At 58.6% G+C, this 17,436-nt stretch carries 21 protein-coding genes; 18 read left to right on the forward strand and 3 right to left on the reverse strand.

What is annotated here, in order from left to right; translation table 11 throughout:
* The first annotated feature begins 80 nt into the window (after positions 1-80).
* From OIU37_RS21475 to OIU37_RS21510, 8 genes are all read left to right on the forward strand, one after another.
* Positions 81-1,199: a carbohydrate ABC transporter permease gene (locus OIU37_RS21475; RefSeq protein ID WP_264258647.1), complete on the forward strand. Its 1,119-nt coding sequence runs from the start codon at positions 81-83 to the stop codon at positions 1,197-1,199.
* An 80-nt stretch (positions 1,200-1,279) separates the two neighbouring features.
* Positions 1,280-2,140: a carbohydrate ABC transporter permease gene (locus tag OIU37_RS21480; RefSeq protein ID WP_246813125.1), complete on the forward strand. Its 861-nt coding sequence runs from the start codon at positions 1,280-1,282 to the stop codon at positions 2,138-2,140.
* A gap of 142 nt (positions 2,141-2,282) precedes the next feature.
* On the forward strand, positions 2,283-3,263 hold the full coding sequence (locus OIU37_RS21485; RefSeq protein ID WP_264258891.1) for a sugar phosphate isomerase/epimerase: 981 nt from the start codon (positions 2,283-2,285) through the stop codon (positions 3,261-3,263).
* Between the two features lie 56 nt (positions 3,264-3,319).
* Positions 3,320-4,384: a substrate-binding domain-containing protein gene (locus OIU37_RS21490; protein ID WP_180697372.1), complete on the forward strand. Its 1,065-nt coding sequence runs from the start codon at positions 3,320-3,322 to the stop codon at positions 4,382-4,384.
* A gap of 66 nt (positions 4,385-4,450) precedes the next feature.
* On the forward strand, positions 4,451-5,968 hold the full coding sequence (locus OIU37_RS21495; protein ID WP_180697371.1) for a sugar ABC transporter ATP-binding protein: 1,518 nt from the start codon (positions 4,451-4,453) through the stop codon (positions 5,966-5,968).
* A gap of 26 nt (positions 5,969-5,994) precedes the next feature.
* Positions 5,995-6,975 carry an ABC transporter permease gene (locus OIU37_RS21500; RefSeq protein ID WP_180697370.1) on the forward strand — a complete coding sequence of 327 codons (981 nt, stop codon included), beginning with the start codon at positions 5,995-5,997 and terminating at the stop codon, positions 6,973-6,975.
* Entirely contained in the window at positions 6,972-7,847 is an 876-nt protein-coding gene (locus OIU37_RS21505; protein ID WP_180697369.1) for a MurR/RpiR family transcriptional regulator, read from the forward strand. The genes OIU37_RS21500 and OIU37_RS21505 overlap by 4 nt, the downstream gene beginning before the upstream one ends.
* Complete coding sequence (locus tag OIU37_RS21510; RefSeq protein ID WP_180697368.1) at positions 7,844-8,731, forward strand: ribokinase; 888 nt, start codon at positions 7,844-7,846, stop codon at positions 8,729-8,731. Before OIU37_RS21505 ends, OIU37_RS21510 begins: the two co-directional genes overlap by 4 nt.
* A 349-nt stretch (positions 8,732-9,080) precedes the next feature.
* Here the strand turns inward: OIU37_RS21510 and OIU37_RS21515 are convergent, their stop codons facing one another.
* Both OIU37_RS21515 and OIU37_RS21520 read right to left on the reverse strand, forming a co-directional pair.
* Positions 9,081-9,359, reverse strand: coding sequence for a hypothetical protein (locus OIU37_RS21515; protein ID WP_180697367.1), 279 nt, complete (start codon positions 9,357-9,359; stop codon positions 9,081-9,083).
* Entirely contained in the window at positions 9,359-9,682 is a 324-nt protein-coding gene (locus OIU37_RS21520) for an oxidoreductase C-terminal domain-containing protein (RefSeq protein ID WP_180697415.1), read from the reverse strand. The genes OIU37_RS21515 and OIU37_RS21520 overlap by 1 nt, the downstream gene beginning before the upstream one ends.
* A 41-nt stretch (positions 9,683-9,723) precedes the next feature.
* Here OIU37_RS21520 and OIU37_RS21525 point away from each other — a divergent pair, with 41 nt between their 5' ends.
* From OIU37_RS21525 to OIU37_RS21555, 7 genes are all read left to right on the forward strand, one after another.
* Positions 9,724-10,314: a TetR/AcrR family transcriptional regulator gene (locus tag OIU37_RS21525; RefSeq protein ID WP_180697366.1), complete on the forward strand. Its 591-nt coding sequence runs from the start codon at positions 9,724-9,726 to the stop codon at positions 10,312-10,314.
* A gap of 67 nt (positions 10,315-10,381) precedes the next feature.
* Positions 10,382-11,008 carry a hypothetical protein gene (locus OIU37_RS21530; protein ID WP_264258648.1) on the forward strand — a complete coding sequence of 209 codons (627 nt, stop codon included), beginning with the start codon at positions 10,382-10,384 and terminating at the stop codon, positions 11,006-11,008.
* Positions 11,009-11,116: 108 nt separating this feature from the next.
* Positions 11,117-11,971 (forward strand): cytochrome b/b6 domain-containing protein, encoded by an 855-nt coding sequence (locus tag OIU37_RS21535; protein ID WP_180697364.1) that lies wholly within the window; start codon positions 11,117-11,119, stop codon positions 11,969-11,971.
* Positions 11,968-12,744 (forward strand): molybdopterin-binding protein, encoded by a 777-nt coding sequence (locus OIU37_RS21540; protein ID WP_180697363.1) that lies wholly within the window; start codon positions 11,968-11,970, stop codon positions 12,742-12,744. The genes OIU37_RS21535 and OIU37_RS21540 overlap by 4 nt, the downstream gene beginning before the upstream one ends.
* Positions 12,745-12,778: 34 nt before the next feature.
* Positions 12,779-13,108 (forward strand): hypothetical protein, encoded by a 330-nt coding sequence (locus OIU37_RS21545; protein ID WP_182208052.1) that lies wholly within the window; start codon positions 12,779-12,781, stop codon positions 13,106-13,108.
* 50 nt (positions 13,109-13,158) lie between these two features.
* Positions 13,159-13,743, forward strand: coding sequence for a DUF308 domain-containing protein (locus OIU37_RS21550; protein ID WP_168254457.1), 585 nt, complete (start codon positions 13,159-13,161; stop codon positions 13,741-13,743).
* Between the two features lie 26 nt (positions 13,744-13,769).
* The gene (locus OIU37_RS21555) at positions 13,770-14,081 is read left to right on the forward strand and encodes a chorismate mutase (RefSeq protein WP_372353422.1); all 312 of its coding nucleotides are present in this window, start codon (positions 13,770-13,772) and stop codon (positions 14,079-14,081) included.
* A 67-nt stretch (positions 14,082-14,148) separates the two neighbouring features.
* Here the strand turns inward: OIU37_RS21555 and OIU37_RS21560 are convergent, their stop codons facing one another.
* Positions 14,149-15,012 carry a LysR family transcriptional regulator gene (locus tag OIU37_RS21560; RefSeq protein ID WP_180697361.1) on the reverse strand — a complete coding sequence of 288 codons (864 nt, stop codon included), beginning with the start codon at positions 15,010-15,012 and terminating at the stop codon, positions 14,149-14,151.
* A gap of 108 nt (positions 15,013-15,120) precedes the next feature.
* Between OIU37_RS21560 and OIU37_RS21565 the strand changes: the two genes are divergently transcribed.
* From OIU37_RS21565 to OIU37_RS21575, 3 genes are all read left to right on the forward strand, one after another.
* Positions 15,121-15,945 (forward strand): oxidoreductase, encoded by an 825-nt coding sequence (locus tag OIU37_RS21565; protein WP_264258649.1) that lies wholly within the window; start codon positions 15,121-15,123, stop codon positions 15,943-15,945.
* A 46-nt stretch (positions 15,946-15,991) separates the two neighbouring features.
* On the forward strand, positions 15,992-16,840 hold the full coding sequence (locus OIU37_RS21570) for an alpha/beta fold hydrolase (RefSeq protein WP_180697359.1): 849 nt from the start codon (positions 15,992-15,994) through the stop codon (positions 16,838-16,840).
* Positions 16,841-16,905: 65 nt separating this feature from the next.
* Positions 16,906-17,436 (forward strand): VOC family protein, encoded by a 531-nt coding sequence (locus OIU37_RS21575; protein WP_264258650.1) that lies wholly within the window; start codon positions 16,906-16,908, stop codon positions 17,434-17,436.

Here is a 17,436-nt window from a genome sequence, read left to right on the forward strand (position 1 = left end):
GGGGTTCCGGCGGCATAATTCTCCCATGTCGCCGGAGCCGCAGAGACAATTCCAAACTTCGGCCGTGAGGGTCTGCTGCCATGTCTCAGTCAATGACGCTGGTCACGAACGAACCGTTTGCAGCGCGCCGTGCTGCTCCTGCCGGAAAGCATGTCCTGCTCGGCAGGGCTCTACTGGCATTTGCGACCGTCGCCTTCCTCGCAGTCCTGGCGCTTCAGTCGCTCGACGTCATGGGTGTCGCCACGCTCGGCTTTCAAAGCTGGCGCCCTTTGCTCTATGTCTATCTCATCTGGGCGGTGGTCTTCGGCATTTCCCAGGTGATGATACGCGGTGAGGCGGGCGAGCGCGCGGCCTTCGTCCTTCCAGCGGTTCTTTTTACCGTCGCCATGGTGATCTTTCCGACCATCTTCGGCCTCTACATCGCGTTTACCGATTGGAACCTCAGTGCGGTCGCGGGACGACACTTCAACGGTCTCGACAATCTGCGCACGCTTTTGGCGGATACCTATTTCTGGAATGCGCTCTTGAACATGGTCTACTATGTTCTGGCGGTTCTCGTTCAATATGCCATCGCCTTCGGCCTGGCTCTTCTGCTCAACGCCGAGATCAAGGCACGCAAGTTCTTCCGCGTTGCGTTCCTATTGCCGTTGATGCTAAGCCCGGTCGCCGTCAGCTGGATGATCGGCAAGTCGCTGATGGAGTACCGTTTCGGTCCCGCGGCGACGCTGGCGCGCTATCTGGGCTGGGACAATCCCGCCTTCTTTTCCACCCCCTGGCTGGCGCGATTGTCTATCATGGCCATGGATGCGTGGGTCTCCATTCCCTTCATCATGATTCTACTGCTGGCGGGCCTGCAGGCATTGCCTGCGGAAATCAAGGAGGCGGCACGGGTCGATGGCGCCACCGGCTGGCAATCCTTCAAGGAGATTACCTTTCCGCTGATGCTGCCGGTGAGCATGACCGCCTTGATCCTGCGCATCATATTCGAGCTGAAACTCGCCGACATCGTCATTAACATCACGGCGGGCGGTCCGGGTGGGGCCACGGACACGGTATCGAGTTTCATCTTCCGGGAATACCGGGACCGTTCCAATGTTGGCTACGGCACCATGCTCGCCGAAGTCTATCTCGTCATCATCGTCGTTTTCGTCGCGCTCATCCTGAAATCGGCGAGCCGGTGGATGCAAAAAACAAACTGAGGGCTGACAGGATGTCGACAGCACATGGGGCAATACGTCCAGAAACGCCCGCGCTTCGCAGCTTTGCGCTGCCCCGCTTCATGACGCGCAGCATGTTGATCTATGCCGCCCTGGTCTTTTGGGCCTTTGTTTCCCTGTTTCCGATTTACTGGACGGTGACGACGTCGTTCAAGACCGCCGTGAACGTGACCCAGGGCCACCTCATTCCCTTCGTGGATTTCACGCCGGACTGGAAAGGCTGGCGTTCGCTTGGCCTGTCGCCGGACACGATCTTTGCGCAATCGACCGTGCGCGACGAGTTCATCCGCCGGTTCTTCAACAGCATCGTCGCGTCGGCGGGCGCCTCGCTTCTCGCCGTCGTCATCGGGGCGCTCGCGGCCTACGGCCTCAGCCGGTTCTCCTACAAATTCCTCTGGATGCGCAACAAGGACATCTCCTTCTTCTTCCTGTCGCAGCTCATCCTGCCACCGGTCGTGCTCGCGATGCCTTTCCTGGTTCTCTACAAGCAACTGATGCTGCTGGACTCGCTTGTCGGCCTCATCCTGGTCTACACACTGATGGTGCTGCCGATCGTCATCTGGATCATGCGCGACCAGTTCGACACGATCCCTCTGGAGCTGGAGCAGGCGGCGCTTGTCGATGGCTGCTCGATCTGGGGCGCGTTCCTGCGGATCGTGCTGCCCATTGCGTTGCCCGGCATGGTCGCAGCCTTCATCCTGTCCGTTATTCTCTGCTGGAACGAGTACTTTTTCGCGGCGCTTCTGACCAGCACCGATGCCAAGACATTGCCGGTGATGGTCGCAAGCCAGACCGGATCGCAGGGCATCAACTGGTGGTCGATGGCAGCGATCGCGAGTGCCGCCATCCTGCCGCTCGTGCTCATCGGCATATTCCTCGAGCGCTACATCGTTAAGGGCCTGACGGCGGGCGCGGTGAAATAGCGAGACCTCTCCCGCGCCGGCTGAAGACGGGCAAGTTTGCTCGAATTGGTGCAGCGCACAACATTTCATAACTTTACAAAATTACATTATTATGTGAAGTCAACGAAACACTAAACGATGTGAGCCCAGTCCAGTGACCCCATTGAAATTCGCCACTCGCCTCAACTCTTTTGCCTCCCGGCCGCAAGCCGAATGGCCTGATCTTTCCGGGAAGCCGAGTGTCGCGCAAATGGTCGCTCGTGCTGCAAAGGTCGACGGATTGACGGATCTCGATCTCAATTATCCCGATCACGTCTCCGCGGATCCGCGCGAATTGGCACGGCAGATCGGGGATAGAGGCCTTGCGATCAACGGTTTTGCGATGCGTTACTACACCAATCCCGCTTTCAAGATTGGTGCCTTCACCAACCCTGATGCAGCGGTTCGCCGTGAAGCCATCGACCTCACGAAGAAGGGCATCGACGCGACCCGTGAGGCCGGCAGCAATCTGATGACCATCTGGCTCGGGCAGGATGGCTTCGATTACGCTTTCCAGGCTGACTATGCAGCCTTGTGGCAACACGAGATTTCAGGAATTCGTGAAGTTTGCGAGCATGATCCCGATTGCCAGATCAGCATCGAATACAAACCGAACGAGCCGCGTTCCTACAGCCTGATGCCTGACTGCGCCACGACGCTGCTGGCCATCAAGGAAGTCGGCCTGCCCAATCTCGGCGTGACGTTGGACTTCGCCCATGTTCTCTATGCCGATGAGCAGCCGGCCTTCGCGGCGGCGCTGATAGCGCGCTACAGCCGGGTGCTCGGCGTTCATCTCAACGACGGCTACGCCAAGCGTGACGATGGGCTGATGGTCGGCGCCGTTCATACACAACAGACGATCGAACTGCTGCGCCAGATCCGCAAGGACGGTTATGACGGCGCGATCTATTTCGACACATTCCCGGATATGACCGGTCTCGATCCGGTCCACGAATGCGAGGTGAACATCCAGACCGTCAAGCGAATGCTTGATGTCGTGGACCGCCTTGAGCAGGACAATCGCCTGTCTGGTGCGATTGACCGTCAGGATGCCGTCTCCGCCCAGTCCATCATTCAAGAAGTGATGCTTGGCGCGAGGGCTTGAACTCCAACACCGCAGCACGCCAGACGGCGTGTGAATTTCACACTCGGGAGGAACCGATGAAGACATTTTTGAAGACGACCGTTGCGGCAGGCCTAGCTGCCAGTTTCCTGTTTAGCGCGGCCGTCGCGCAGGAACTTGCACCGCTCAACTCCGACAGCGAAAAAGACCGCATGGACTGGTCTGAATTGGAAGCCAAGCTTGGTGCCTTCCCGAAGCTGCCGGAAGGCACGAAGGCTGGCGCCGTTTCTAAGACACTGACCAACGAATACTGGCGCTCGCTGGGTGAGGGCTACAAGAAGTTCGGCGACAAGGTCGGCGTGCCCGTGGTCTATCAGGCAGCACAAAGCGAAGGCGACCAACTCGGTCAGCTGACGATCGCGGAAGGCCTGATCACCCAGGGGTACAATGTTCTTCTTGTCTCGCCGCAGACCGACGCCAACCTTCAGCCGGTGATCGAGCAGGCGAAGAAGGCGGGCGTTCCGGTCGTCAACGTCAACGATGCCGTCATTCCGCAGGCCGAGCACTATGTCGGCAACGTCCAGCGCGACAATGGCGTGCGCGTGGCGAAATGGTTCATCAAGAATCGGCCGGAAGGCGGCAAGGTGGCGATCATCGAAGGCCAGGCCGGTGTCTACGCCGCCGTCCAGCGCACGGATGGGTTCAAGTCGACGATCAGCGAAAGCGGAAAGTTCGAAGTCGTCGCCAGCGTTCCTGGCAATTGGGATCGCCAGACGTCCTATGACGCCGCCACCAACATCCTGCAGCAGCATCCCGACCTGATCGGCTTCTATGCCAACAATGACGGCATGGCGCTCGGTATCGTCGAGGCGGTCAAGGCGGCCGGCCTTCAGGACAAGGTTGCAGTTTTCGGCACGGACGGCATCTCCGATGCCTATGCTTCGATCAAGGCCGGCGAGTTGACGGGCACCGTCGACAGCTTCCCGGTGCTGACCGGCGAGGTTGCACTTGAAGCCGCCTTGCGTCTTGTTGCCGGCCAGAAACTGCCCCGTGTCGTCGCTACGCCGCAGGCGCTTATCACCAAGGACAATGTCGCTCGCTACCAGGGCGAGGGCGTCGATGTCCGTGCAGTGCTGATGGAAGACGCGGCTGCGGCGAAGTGATCGCCAACTGACAAGGATGCCGGTCATCCTGGCCGGCATCTCTTGCGAATTGGGAAGGCTTACGCAATGACACCGAGACTGAGATTCGAAGCGATATCCAAGAGCTTCCCGGGCGTGAACGCATTGTCGGACGTGTCCTTTGACGTCGCTCCCGGCGAAATCCATGGGCTTCTCGGTGAAAACGGCGCGGGGAAGTCGACGCTGTTGCGGATTCTGTCCGGCGTCTTTCGTCCAACTTCCGGGTCCATGTTTGTCGATGGCGAAAATGTCTCCTTTCGCAAACCGATGGATGCGCGTGGTGCCGGCATCGCCATGATCCACCAGGAACTGCAGCAGGTACCGCATCTGAGCGTCGCGCAAAACATGTTCCTCGGCCATCCGCTGACGACTGTGGGAGGGCTGTTCGTCTCGAGACGAGAGCAGGAGCGGCGGGCTGCCGAAGCATTATCGATGATCGAACCCGGCATAGATCCTGCGGCGCCGATCTCTTCGCTCAAGGTGGCGCAGCGCCAGATCGTCGAGATTGCCCGGGCATTGCTCGACCGCGCCAGGATCATCGCCATGGATGAACCGACATCCAGTCTGACACCCAGTGAGTTCGAACGGCTGGCCGAGGTCATAACGAAGCTATCGGCCAGTGGCGTGTCGATCATCTATGTCTCGCACAAGATGGATGAAGTGTTCCGCATCTGCCAGCGCGCCAGTGTCATGCGCGACGGCAAGCTTGTCGGTGCGGTGGACGTGCAGGCGGCTTCCCATCAGGATGTCATCACAATGATGGTCGGCCGTGAGCTGATGCAGGAGCAGCATGTCTCACACGCGACCGCGACGGTGAAACTCGAGGCACGGGGACTCTCGTCGCTGACGAAAATCAGGGACGCATCGTTCAAGCTTCACCGCGGCGAGGTTCTTGGCATTGCCGGGCTTGTCGGATCCGGCCGGACGGAGCTCCTGCGCCTCCTGGCGGGAGCTGACAGACTGACGGCAGGCACGATCGACATAGACGGCAAGACGGTGAACCTGCGTAATCCCCGCGACGCCATCTCTGCCGGCATTGGTCTCGTTCCTGAAGAGCGCAAGCGGGAGGGGATCATCCCCGTCCGCTCGGTCACCATCAACATGGCACTTGCCTCGCTCGAAAGCTTCTCCAAAGGAGGCATCATTCAGGGCGGCAAGCTGCGCAACACGGCTCAGGACCTGCTGCGCCGGGTCAACCTCAGGCCCTTCCAGTTGGACAGACCGATCCGGCTCTTCAGCGGCGGCAATCAACAGAAAGCGATCATCGCCCGCTGGCTGGCAAGCAAATCGCAGATTCTCCTATTCGATGAGCCGACCCGCGGCATCGATGTCGGTGCCAAGGCGGAAATCTATCACCTCATCGAGGCGCTGGCCGCCGATGGACATTCCATCGTGGTGGTCTCGTCCGAACTGCCGGAAGTCATCCGGCTTTCCGATAGGGTCCTTGTCATGCGGGACGGGCAGATTGCCGCGGAAATCGCACGCGCTGACCTCACCGAAAGTGCCATCGTGGCGCATGCCATTCCCGGTGCCAATACCGGACGCGCGCCAGCTCCGGCCGCGTAGGCGCGGCAGAAATGAAGGAACACGTTATGAGCAACTCACCGGCCGCCGCCGACACGAAACTTTCGCCGGTTTTTGGCCGTTTCTCGTTTTCGTTGAGAGATGCCGGCACACTGATCGGCCTCGTCGTCATCATGGCGGTGTTTGCGACATTGGTGCCCGGTTTCCTGTCCGAGCGCAACCTTGTCAATATCCTGCAGCAATCCAGCATCAACGCATGCCTGGCGCTCGGCATGACATTGGTGATCATATCAGGCGGTATCGATCTGTCCGTCGGACCGACGGCGGCAATTTCGGCCGTCATCACGGCGACCCTGCTTCTCTCCGGAACTCCGATTCCGCTTGCGATCCTGGCAGGCCTCGGGATCGGCATGGCATGCGGTTTCATAAACGGAGTCCTGGTCGCCTATGTCGGTCTGCAGCCTTTCATCGTCACGCTCGGAACGCTGAGCACGTATCGCGCGCTGGCGCTGATCTATACGGGCGGCAATCCTGTTCTTGGCATTCCGACGGGTTTCCGATCGCTCTTCAATGGAAACCTGTTGGGCATTCCGACGCCAGTGATCATCGTCGCTGTCGTGGCGTTGGCCGCCTGGGTCCTGCTCAAGAAAACCCCAATCGGCGAGTATCTCCTGGCCGTCGGCGGTAACGAGGAAGCGGCCTACGTCGCCGGCGTCCCGATCGCCCGGACTAAGATTACGGCTTACGTGATCTCCGGTGGACTCGCAGCGCTTGCCTCCCTGATCCTGATCGGACGACTGGGCGCCGCCGAACCAATCCTCGGCAACCTGTGGGAACTTGACGCGATTGCCGCTGCGGCCATCGGTGGGGCCTCGCTTATGGGCGGCAAGGGCAGCATTCTCGGGACGATCCTGGGCGCTATCATCCTCGGCACGATGCGCAATGGTCTTACGTTGATGAACGTCCAGGCCTTCTATCAACTGCTGGCGACCGGTCTTATAATCCTCGTCGCGATGATGATCGATCGCGCGACAAGGGGACGAGAATGAATTCCGAAAACTTCGACACGAAGGCCGTCGGCCCTCGTATCCGCATGATGATGCCTTTGCTGACGCCACTTGAAGCAAAGGTTGTCGATACGGTTTTTGCGCTGCGCGGTTTCAGCGACGACACGTCTCTGAAACAGATCGCGGACGATGCCGGCGTTTCGGAAGCGATGGTGGTGAAGATCACCAAGAAACTCGGCTTTGCTGGATATCGGGATTTTCGTGCGGCGGTCAGCCAGTATAACCGCCAGCCCACGGCCGAAATGCATCAGGAACTCTCGGTCGACGATACCTCGCAGGAGATCGTGCAAAAGGTCTTTCGTACCTCGATCAATGCCCTGGAAGAAACGTTGTCGATACTCGACATGGAGGCGTTCGACAGGGCGGCGGACCTGATTCACCGCGCCAAACAGCGCGATTTCTATGGTGTCGGCGGCTCCGCGCAGATTGCACGGGATGTGTCGCACAAATTTCTGAGGATCGGCGTTCGGGCGAGCGTCTTCGATGACTCACACATGATGCTGATGTCGGCGTCGCTGTTGGCCGACGGAGACATTGCGATCGGCTTTTCCCATTCAGGCAATACCACTGCGGTGATCGAGGCGATCCAGCTTGCCCGGCGAAACGGCGCTCGCACGATCGCCATCACCAACTACAACTCGTCCGCGTTGGCGCAGGCGGCCGACGTGGTGCTTTGTTCTACCGCGCAAGGTTCTCCTTTGATGGGGGAAAATGCCGCCGCGCGCATTGCGCAGCTCAACATCCTTGACGCGGTGTTCGTTGCCGTTGCCCAGCGTGACTACAAAGCTGCCGAACGCAATCTCGAGCGGACCATGTCCGCCGTCACGTCCAAACGAAAAGATCGGCTCCCATGACAACTGCCCCCCTCGTTACCGTCTTTGGCAGCCTCCACTACGACATCGCCGTGATGGGACCGGCCCGGCCGCGCAAGGGTGAAACAGTGACGGGGACATCATGGCATCCGAAAAGCGGCGGCAAGGGCGGCAACCAGGCCGTTTCGTCGGCACGCACGGGTATTGCCACATCGATGATAGGGGCGGTCGCCGACGACGATTTCGGACGTTTTCTTATCTCGAACCTTGACCGAAAAAACGTTGATCACACGTTCGTTCGCCGCGATGCCTCGACATCTACGGGGATGAGCGTCGCGATCTTCGATGCCGAGGGCGATTATGGCGCAGTCATCGTATCCGGGAGCAATCTCACACTTGGCGACACCGATGTCGCGGCGGCTCAGGACCTCTTAACAAAGACGACGCTGCTCGTTCTGCAGAGCGAAATCCCGGATGCCGCCAATGTCGCAGCGGCGAGAGCCGTGAAACAGGCCGGAGGGCGTGTCCTGATCAATGCAGCGCCGGCGCGACCGCTATCGGCCGATCTTCAGCCACTCATCGATATCATCGTTGTCAACGCAATCGAAGCTGAATTGCTGGCAGGGGTTCCCGTCGTTGAGACACTCGATGGCGCGCTTGATGCCGCACGAAAACTTGTGCGGATCTTCCCCGGGGTGGTCGTCACAGCAGGTGGTGCCGGCGTCGCCTACGCAAATCGTGATGGAGAGGAGACCGTCATTGCGGCTGTGAAGGTGAAAGTTGAAAGTACGCATGGGGCCGGAGACGAGTTTATCGGGGTGCTTGCGGCAGAAATTGCCTCCGGAAGAGCGATGACAGATGCACTTCAGAAGGCTAACAAGGCCGCTGCCAGATTGGTGGGGACACCCGAAAAAGATCGTGTTTAACGCGGATGGTCGGTGCTGCGACTATGTTGTTTCATCCGACGCGGACAGGCGAAAGACAATGCATTTGCGGTACGCCGCGCTCAACCCTTCTTCTGCCAATGTTGCGAAAGTGGTTCCGACCTCACCGGCCTAGCTTGTGCAGGATAACAAAGGCGTTAATCGCTCCTTTCCTTCGACGGTGGCACATCACACTAAATGTACTCGGAGGGCGGGCCCTCTCACATCCGGATACTTATGAAGCCTTTAGTGCTTCTAGCACAGCTTCCACCGCAACTGGGTCCAATGGTTCCCGCGGCGGATGGGGTCACCAACGCCATACCCCTGTGCGTTTAGCGCTACCTTTACCCATTTAACTAAACGATACCGTGCGAAAGCCCTCGTTGAAAGGCCAGAGATGCTGCCTTTGCATTTTCATTGCATCGTTCCAATCGCCGCGCATGCAAGCGGCGGTACAACTCAACAGACCCAGCGCATGCGCTCTTTGCGTCCTCGCAAAGTAGCGGAAACTAACTCGTGAGCTTTCCGCCACCGTGACATAGACGGCCGGCGCGTCGATAATCGCAGCAATTTCATTATTGCTTGCGTCGGCCGTGCCAGCGCAAAGGGTTGGACCGAAAGAACCTGTCATTACGCCGCCGTATCCACAGTGAAGCGTTTTAGGGAGAACCCGTCGAGGGTCGCTTCTGAGGGTGTCGGGCGACGACCGGCGGAAGCCAGCAGACGGCGCGCGGCCATGTGGTCAGCTGGCCTGTTAATTGATTCCACGGCCAGGAGCATGTCCTGGCGGAAGCACAGCACGGAGAGCCCCTTGCCATCTTTCACCTGGACGAACTCGTCGCATCCGGCGCTAAGGCCGCGTACGATTTCGAACTGCTCTTGTTCTGACCCCTGTCTGAGGAAATCGAAGCTTGGAAAGGAGTGACTGTCTCCACAGACGGTTGACGCAAATATTCGCTATTGACGGCCTGCCTACTAGAAGGTAGATAAGCCGCATGAGCAATCTCTCGACCACCTCGGACGACATTCTGGCGTCCACTCGAAACCTTCTGATAAGCGGCGGCTACAATGGCTTCAGCTACGCCGATATCTCGGAGATTGTTGGTATCCGCAAGGCAAGCATTCATCATCATTTTCCTAGCAAGGTCGATCTGGTGCGTGAGCTGGTCAAGCGTTATCGGGAGGATGGCCAGGCAAGCGTGACAGTCCTTGAGCAGAAGGTTCCGAATGCTCTGGACATCCTCAAGGCTTATGCAAACCACTGGGCTGCATGCATTGAGGATTCCAGCAGACCCTACTGTGTCTGTGCTATGCTTGCCAGTGAACTGCCTTCCCTCCCCACGGAAGTCGCAACCGAGGTGACGAACTTTTTCCGCTTCATCTCCTCGTGGCTGGCTTCGGTCATGGAGCGCGGTTCCAAGCAGGGCGAACTGAGTCTTACCAGTGCGCCGCATGTTGAAGCCGAAACATTTCTGGCAACCGTATACGGGGCAATGCTTTCGGCGAGAGCCTATGGGAAGCCGGAAGTGTTCTCAATGATACTCGAACCTGCCCTCAATCGTCTCACGCCGACAGTCTCTCACTAATCCTGCGTGGCAAGGCTACTCGGGTCAAATGCGTCCATAGAAACTACCAACTAGTAGGAAGATAAAAATGAGAAATGTTTTCCCAGCCTTGGCCCTCGGGCTGACCAGCATCCTTTCCGTAACTCTCCTTTCGGCACCCGCATCTGCCGAGGATAAGAAAGCCGCGCCGATCCATGTCCGCGGCAGCATCGTCGACTACCAGGGGTCAACGCTCAAAGTGAAGACCCGCGAAGGCGAGACAATCGATGTCGCGCTTTCCGACAACTGGAAAGTCGCCGGCGTTGCCAACGCAAAGGTCACCGACATCAAGCCGGGCGATTTTGTGGGTATCGCATCATTGCCAAAGGCCGACGGCGGCGATGGCGCGCTTGAGGTCCTCATTTTCCCGCCCGCAATGAAAGGCACAGGCGAGGGGAGCTACGGTTGGGATCTGAAGCCCGACAGCAGCATGACCAATGCGACGGTCGCGGATGCTGTCAAAGGCGTCGATGGTCGGACTGTCACCGTGACCTATCACGGCAAGGAAAAGAAAATCGCCATTCCGGATGAGACACCTGTCGTGACCATTGCTGCGGCCACCAAGGATGATCTCGTACCGGGTGCCGTTGTCTTCATCACTGCCGAAAAGGCTGCAACCGGCCCCATCGCCCATCAGGTCGTCGTCGGCAAGAATGGCGTGGTTCCCCCCATGTAAGCCACGTCGCCACTGGCCGGAGCAGCCGCCCCACTGCTTCGGCCAGCAAATCAAGATCGATGCTGCTTGATCTGCAGCCGTGAGATGTCACAGACGAGAGACGCTGAGATGAGCGAAAACGCCTCCAATCACAATGTTCAATATCCTCGGACGGTCTTCATCCGCCGACACTCCGTCGTGACCCGGCTCACGCACTGGCTGAACGTGCTCTGCCTGAGCTTCCTTCTCTTGAGCGGACTGCAGATCTTCAATGCCCACCCCGAGCTCTACTGGGGCCATTATGGCGCGGACGGCGATCCTGCGGTGCTGACGATCGGCTCTAAGGACGAAGGCGGCAAGCCAAGTGGCTTCGTGCATGTCGCGGGGCTACAGATACCAACGACCGGGGTCCTTGGCGTTTCCAATGTTGATGGGGAACCAACCGCGCGAGCTTTCCCGTCCTGGGCAACCATCCCGTCGTTCCAGGATCTCGCATCTGGCCGTCGCTGGCACTTCTTTTTTGCCTGGCTTTTTGTAATCAATGGCATTCTTTACCTCAGCTTCAGCCTGCTGAGCGGGCATTTCAAGCGGGACCTGGCACCGAAGGCCCATGAGCTCTCGCCGAGCCATCTCGGCCGCGAAGTCCTCGACCACGCTCGGCTCCGCTTTCCTGAAGGAGAGGAGGCCAAACATTACAATGCGCTTCAAAAGCTCACCTATCTTGCGGTAATTGTAATTCTGCTGCCTTTGATGGTCCTGACAGGTCTGACCATGTCACCCGGGGTCGACGCCGCTCTTCCTGCCTTGGTCGATATCTTTGGCGGACGTCAGTCCGCGCGCACCATCCACTTCATCACAGCGTCGGCGCTTGTCGTCTTCGTCATCGTCCATGTGGCGATGGTCGTCCTATCCGGGACCTGGAACAACATTCGCTCGATGATCACCGGACGGTATGCGATCCAGGAAAAAGGCCCGAAATCATGAGCAAGCTCCTTACTCGACGCCGCTTTCTGATTGGCGGCACACTTGGCGCTAGCGCCTTGACTCTCTCCGGATGTGACCTGCTGGACCAAAACGCGAACGTCGCTAATGTCCTCCGTACAGCCGAGCACCTGACCATGAAGGCGCAGAGACTGCTTCAGGGGCGCAATGCGCTGGCGCGCGAGTTTGACGAAAAGGACATTTCGCCGTCCTTCCGGGTAAATGGAACGAATGCCCCCGACAGCGATGAATATGCGGAACTGCTGGAAGGCAAGTTCGCGAACTGGCGATTGAAAATCGACGGCCTTGTTGAGCGTCCGCGAGAGTTTTCGCTTGCCGATTTGAAGGCACTCCCGGCCCGCACGCAGGTCACCCGCCATGACTGTGTCGAGGGCTGGAGCGCCATCGGCAAATGGACGGGCGTTCCGCTCGCCAGCCTGCTGCGTCTGACAGGGCTCAAGCCGACAGCGCGTTATGTTGTGCTGCATTGTGCTGATGAACTTGAAAAGACACTCGATGGGAGTGGCCGTTATTACGAGAGCATCGATCTCATCGATGCGATTCATCCCCAAACCATCCTCGCCTATCAGATGAACGGCCAGGACCTCAGCGTCGGTCATGGCGCCCCGTTGCGGCTGAGGGTCGAGCGGCAACTGGGGTATAAACAGGCCAAGTACATCATGCGCATTGAACTGGTGGATAGTTTCGCCGGCCTGTGGGGCGGGAACGGTGGCTATTGGGAAGACCGTGGATACGAATGGTACGCCGGCATCTGAGGGAATCAAACAGTAAGCCACAGGATTACAGCTCATGAGCAGACGCCAAGTTCAAAAAGTAATGCTTATCTCAGCGAACGTTTCTTCTCCACCGATTGAGATCGGCCAGACCAACTCGATCCTCTCCGATCCTGACGGCCGATGGGCGGCCAGGCGGCAGGAGGCGATCAGCGATGCCTTCGAGAAAAGCATGCGCATCAAGGGTGCCCAAGGCGGCGGGGCAAAGGTTTCCTCTCACGGTGGCCCGCATGACCTCGATAGTTCCGAAATGCCAGCCGGGACACTCTCCGGCGAAAGCGATCGGATCGGCCGTACTGAATGGGACGAGAACACCCTCTTCGGCAAGCATGTCGGCTTCATCTGACCCCGCTAGCGCGAACCATCCATCAACCAATGCAGAAATGGAAGAAAACAATGTCGAACAACCAGACCTCCCGTGCCCCGCGCGGCAACGACCAGTGGCTCAAGCAGTATTACTTTACCAGAGCGGCCTTCTCAGTGCTGTGGGTCGCGGCTGCATTGACTGCCGGACGGCATTCCTTTGCGGTGGCTGCCGCACTGCTGATCATCTATCCCGCTTGGGATGCAATCGCGAACGTTATCGATGCCGCGAGGAGCGGTGGTCTTGCCGCCAACCGGAGCCAAGCGATCAACGTCGCAGCGAGCTCGGTTATGACGATAGCCGTGATCCTGGCGTTGACAATGAACATGAACTGGGTTCTCGGCGCTTTCGGTCTATGGGCGATCTTTTCGGGGCTGTTGCAGCTTGGAACTGCCGTGCGGCGTTGGAGAACGAGTGGAGGTCAGTGGGCGATGATTTTGAGCGGTGGCCAATCCTCTGTGGCCGGTGCTCTCTTCATCTTTCAAGCGCAAATGCCGCAGGAGCCTTCCATCTCCACGGTTGCGGGCTACGCTGGCGTCGGGGCATTCTACTTCCTGGTTTCGGCAATTTGGCTGACGGTCGCCCTGTCGCGTCGCAGTATGCATCCCATCTCATAAGCGCTACCTCGCGCCAATGAAACCGCTTGGAAGATATTCAAATGATGACAGATGATGCGGCAGGGCAACTTGCTTCCTATCGGAGGACCATCGACAACCTGGATTCAGCTCTCCTCTATATCCTGGCCGAACGCTTTCGCTGTACCGAGCAAGTCGGCCACTTGAAAGCTAAGCAGGCGTTGCCGGCGATCGATAATGAGCGAGAGCGACGCCAATTGGATCGACTGATGAGCATCGCCAATGATGTTGGCCTCAGTGGGCACTTTGTCGAAGGGCTGATGACAATGATCGTGGGTGCTGTGGTGGAGCGGCATAGGGAGATTGCGGCCAAGAAGTAAGTTGTCTGTCGCGCGTGTGCTGCCGCAGCCGTGGATCGGCGGGGAAAATCGATCTTCTTCGGGCGGCTTACCATGCAGCGGTATTTGTGAGGTGGTCCGAGACGGTCGCGATAAACGCCCGAAGACGCTGAAGACGTCGCAGGTCCCGGTGATATCCCATCCAGATGTCTCGCGCCGGCGGGGGCTTAGGTAGTTCCAGTCTGCGGATACCCGGGATCTGATTGCCCACGACGCGGGGCAGGACGGCGATCCCAACGCCCTGCTTGCACATTCGTGCCTGGACGTTTCGGTTGTTTGATCGCAGCACGGGTCTCGCGTTCGGGAAACTCTCGGCGAGCCAGGCTATGTCGGGGAATTGCCCTGTCGAAGTATCGTGGGTGATCAGCCGGAAACCTGTCCCGTCGCCAAATTCGGGGTCAGGCGACTCGTCGGCGATGTAGACGCCGTATTCGAGCCTGAAGAGCCGCCGTTGAATGACATCTGCAGTGTCGAACGGAACGATGCGAAAGGCGACGTCGGCCTCCCTTTGGGCGAGGTTGAACAGGCGAGTGCCGGTCAGGATTTCGACGTCTACATTGGGGTAGGCTTTCGAGAAATCTGCCAGGATGGGAGGCAGGACATAGGCCCCGAACCAGTCTGCTGATGAGATGCGCAGATTGCCTTTGAGGTTTTGCTCCTGCCCGGCGAGCCGGCGCTCCATGGCCAGCGCGCCTTCTTCCATCTGCTCTGCCAGAGTGATGATCCCATGGCCCTCCTCGGTAAGCACGAGACCGTCCGCGGTCCGCTGGAAGAGCGTGTGGCCGATCGCCTCCTCAAGGGCACGCAGCCGTCTGCCGACGGTCGGATGGCTTGTATGAAGAGCACGCGCAGCGCCGCCGAGCGTGCCGGATCGCGCAATCGCAAGGAAGATTTTTACGTCACTCCATTCCACGGCCAAGCCCTTACAAAAATGAACATTGAAAATACAAAACTGTCACTTCAAGTACAAATCTAAACATCTAGATTCAAGTCATATTTCGAAAACATGCGGAGAAACGTCATGAGAACTTGGTTCATCACAGGCTGCTCGAGCGGCTTCGGACAACGGCTCGCGATCGCTGCAGCACAGCGGGGCGATCAGGTTGTCGCTACTGCCCGCAACGTCAACTCGATCGAAGAAATGGCTCAGCCATTCGAGGGGCGCCTGATCACCTTGCCGCTCGACGTGACAGATGCGGCGGCGGCCAATACCGCGGTCGCAAAGGCCGTCGAGACATTTGGGGGTTTTGACGTGCTGGTGAACAATGCCGGCTACGGACTGTTTGGGGCGCTCGAGGAGGGCACGCCCGAAGAATATCGACCGATGTTCGAGGTGAACGTTTTCGGTCTTATCGAAACCACCAGGGCAGCCTTGCCTGCACTGCGACGTTCGGGCGGAGTGATCGTCAACATGTCTTCTGGCGCAGGGATCGCGGGCAGCGGCGGCGCAGCATATTACAATGCAGCCAAGTTTGCGGTTGAAGGGGTTTCCGAAGCACTCTCCGGCGAGCTGAAGCCGTTCGGCATCCGCGTGCTGATCGTCGAGCCTGGGCCATTTCGGACCGACTTCCTTGGACGTTCGATCACGATGGCGGCCAAGGAGATGCGCGAATACGCCGCGAGTTCGCGCAGGCACTATCGCGAAACCAACGACGGCAATCAGGCGGGCGATCCCGATAAGGCGATCGCGGTGATCCTGCAGGCAGTCGATACGGATGACGCTCCGCTTCATCTGCCGCTCGGTCCCGCTGCGCATTCGATCGCTGAGCGGAAGTTGGCTTCGTTTCGCCGTGATATCGACACCTGGCGCGACATCTCGATCGCGACCGATTTCGATCAGCCCTGAGCTGGTCGTTAGCTCTGTTTAACATCAACATCGATGGGAAAGAGTTATGATCCCAACATTGGAAGGGTTTGCCCAGCAGCTGGTGCCGGTCAATGGCATCAAGATCAATGCCGTCACGGGGGGCTCCGGCCCGCCGATCCTTCTGCTTCACGGTTGGCCCGAAACCTGGTGGGAATGGCACCACGTCATGCCGCTGCTGGCCGAACATTTTAGCGTGGTGGCGATTGATCTGCGCGGTGCGGGTTTTTCTGACTGCCCGCTTGACGGCTATGGCAAGGCGACGATGGCGCGCGACGCGCACGAAGTAATGCTCGCCCTTGGGCATAATCGCTATGCCGTGTGTGGCCATGACATTGGCGGAATGGTCGCATTGCCGCAGGCGGCTATCTATCGAGATTCGGTTACTCACCTCGCTGTCCTCGATGTTCCGCTTCCTGGCTGGAGCCAGTGGGAGGCGACGACGGCAAAGATCTGGCACTTCGCGTTCCATGCTGATCGGGATCTGCCGGAACGCCTGATTTATGGCCGCGAATTTGACTATGTTTCGGCCTTCATGGCGGAGCGGTTTTACGATCACAGCACCTTTAATCCTGAAGACATCGAGATCTATGCGAAAGCCATGGCCCTCCCTGGCCGCACGCGCGGTGGCATGGAATGGTACCGCACACTGACCGCCGACCATGCGGCCGCGCTCGAGTACAAGAAACGACCGCTTGAGATACCCGTTTTAGGTCTCGGCGGGGAGCAGCGTTTCGGTGCTCAAATGGTCCCGATGCTCAAGGAGTTCGCCACAGATGTTACGGGCGGCTCGATTGCCCGCTGCAGTCACTATGTGGCGGACGAGCGCCCGGATGAGGTGGCCGCTGCTCTCATCGATTTCCTCAAGGCCAAGTGAACTCTGCGATCCGGGCAAATTGAGCCCGATCGCGTTCATCGATTCAACAAGAAAGGAAAACTACAATGACCGCACCCCAAATTCGCGGCGTCAACCATATCGGCATCACGGTGCCCGACATCGAAGCGGCAAAATCGTTCCTTGTGGAAGCTTTTGGTGGCCAGGTGATCTATCAGTCCTTCGGACCTCAGGATCCTCCGCGGCAGGGACCCGAATTCGAACGGGCCACGGGCGCATTCCCTGCAACGGTTATCCGTGCACAGGCGATGGTTAAGATCGGAACCGGCCCAGATATTGAGCTCTTCGAAATGCACGGCCCCAAACAAGCGCAGCCGGTTACACCGAGCGACTTCGGCATTACGCATTTCGGTGTCTATACCCACGACATCGACGCGTCGGTTGAGCGCTTTGAGAAGGCCGGCGGAACAGCCCTTACGGCGCCACGCGCTATTCCCTACGCAACCGAACAAGGTCCTGGAAACAAGGTCTGCTATTGCCGCACGCCGTGGGGCACGATGATTGAGTTTATCACCACGCCTGATCGCATGGCCTATCATGACCAGACGGATCTGCGCAGGTGGCAGGACGAGGATTGA

Source organism: Rhizobium sp. BT-226 (assembly GCF_025847085.2).
In the GTDB taxonomy this organism is placed as follows: Bacteria; Pseudomonadota; Alphaproteobacteria; order Rhizobiales; family Rhizobiaceae; genus Rhizobium; species Rhizobium sophorae.

Excerpts from the sequence above, each read along its gene's own strand:
- OIU37_RS21475 (WP_264258647.1), top strand. The coding sequence starts at position 81 with ATGTCTCAGTCAATGACGCTGGTCACGAACGAACCGTTTGCAGCGCGC.
- OIU37_RS21480 (WP_246813125.1), top strand. The coding sequence starts at position 1,280 with ATGACGCGCAGCATGTTGATCTATGCCGCCCTGGTCTTTTGGGCCTTT.
- OIU37_RS21490 (WP_180697372.1), top strand. The coding sequence starts at position 3,320 with ATGAAGACATTTTTGAAGACGACCGTTGCGGCAGGCCTAGCTGCCAGT.
- OIU37_RS21495 (WP_180697371.1), top strand. The coding sequence starts at position 4,451 with ATGACACCGAGACTGAGATTCGAAGCGATATCCAAGAGCTTCCCGGGC.
- OIU37_RS21500 (WP_180697370.1), top strand. The coding sequence starts at position 5,995 with ATGAGCAACTCACCGGCCGCCGCCGACACGAAACTTTCGCCGGTTTTT.
- OIU37_RS21505 (WP_180697369.1), top strand. The coding sequence starts at position 6,972 with ATGAATTCCGAAAACTTCGACACGAAGGCCGTCGGCCCTCGTATCCGC.
- OIU37_RS21510 (WP_180697368.1), top strand. The coding sequence starts at position 7,844 with ATGACAACTGCCCCCCTCGTTACCGTCTTTGGCAGCCTCCACTACGAC.
- OIU37_RS21515 (WP_180697367.1), bottom strand. The coding sequence starts at position 9,359 with ATGACAGGTTCTTTCGGTCCAACCCTTTGCGCTGGCACGGCCGACGCA.
- OIU37_RS21525 (WP_180697366.1), top strand. The coding sequence starts at position 9,724 with ATGAGCAATCTCTCGACCACCTCGGACGACATTCTGGCGTCCACTCGA.
- OIU37_RS21530 (WP_264258648.1), top strand. The coding sequence starts at position 10,382 with ATGAGAAATGTTTTCCCAGCCTTGGCCCTCGGGCTGACCAGCATCCTT.
- OIU37_RS21535 (WP_180697364.1), top strand. The coding sequence starts at position 11,117 with ATGAGCGAAAACGCCTCCAATCACAATGTTCAATATCCTCGGACGGTC.
- OIU37_RS21540 (WP_180697363.1), top strand. The coding sequence starts at position 11,968 with ATGAGCAAGCTCCTTACTCGACGCCGCTTTCTGATTGGCGGCACACTT.
- OIU37_RS21545 (WP_182208052.1), top strand. The coding sequence starts at position 12,779 with ATGAGCAGACGCCAAGTTCAAAAAGTAATGCTTATCTCAGCGAACGTT.
- OIU37_RS21550 (WP_168254457.1), top strand. The coding sequence starts at position 13,159 with ATGTCGAACAACCAGACCTCCCGTGCCCCGCGCGGCAACGACCAGTGG.
- OIU37_RS21565 (WP_264258649.1), top strand. The coding sequence starts at position 15,121 with ATGAGAACTTGGTTCATCACAGGCTGCTCGAGCGGCTTCGGACAACGG.
- OIU37_RS21570 (WP_180697359.1), top strand. The coding sequence starts at position 15,992 with ATGATCCCAACATTGGAAGGGTTTGCCCAGCAGCTGGTGCCGGTCAAT.
- OIU37_RS21575 (WP_264258650.1), top strand. The coding sequence starts at position 16,906 with ATGACCGCACCCCAAATTCGCGGCGTCAACCATATCGGCATCACGGTG.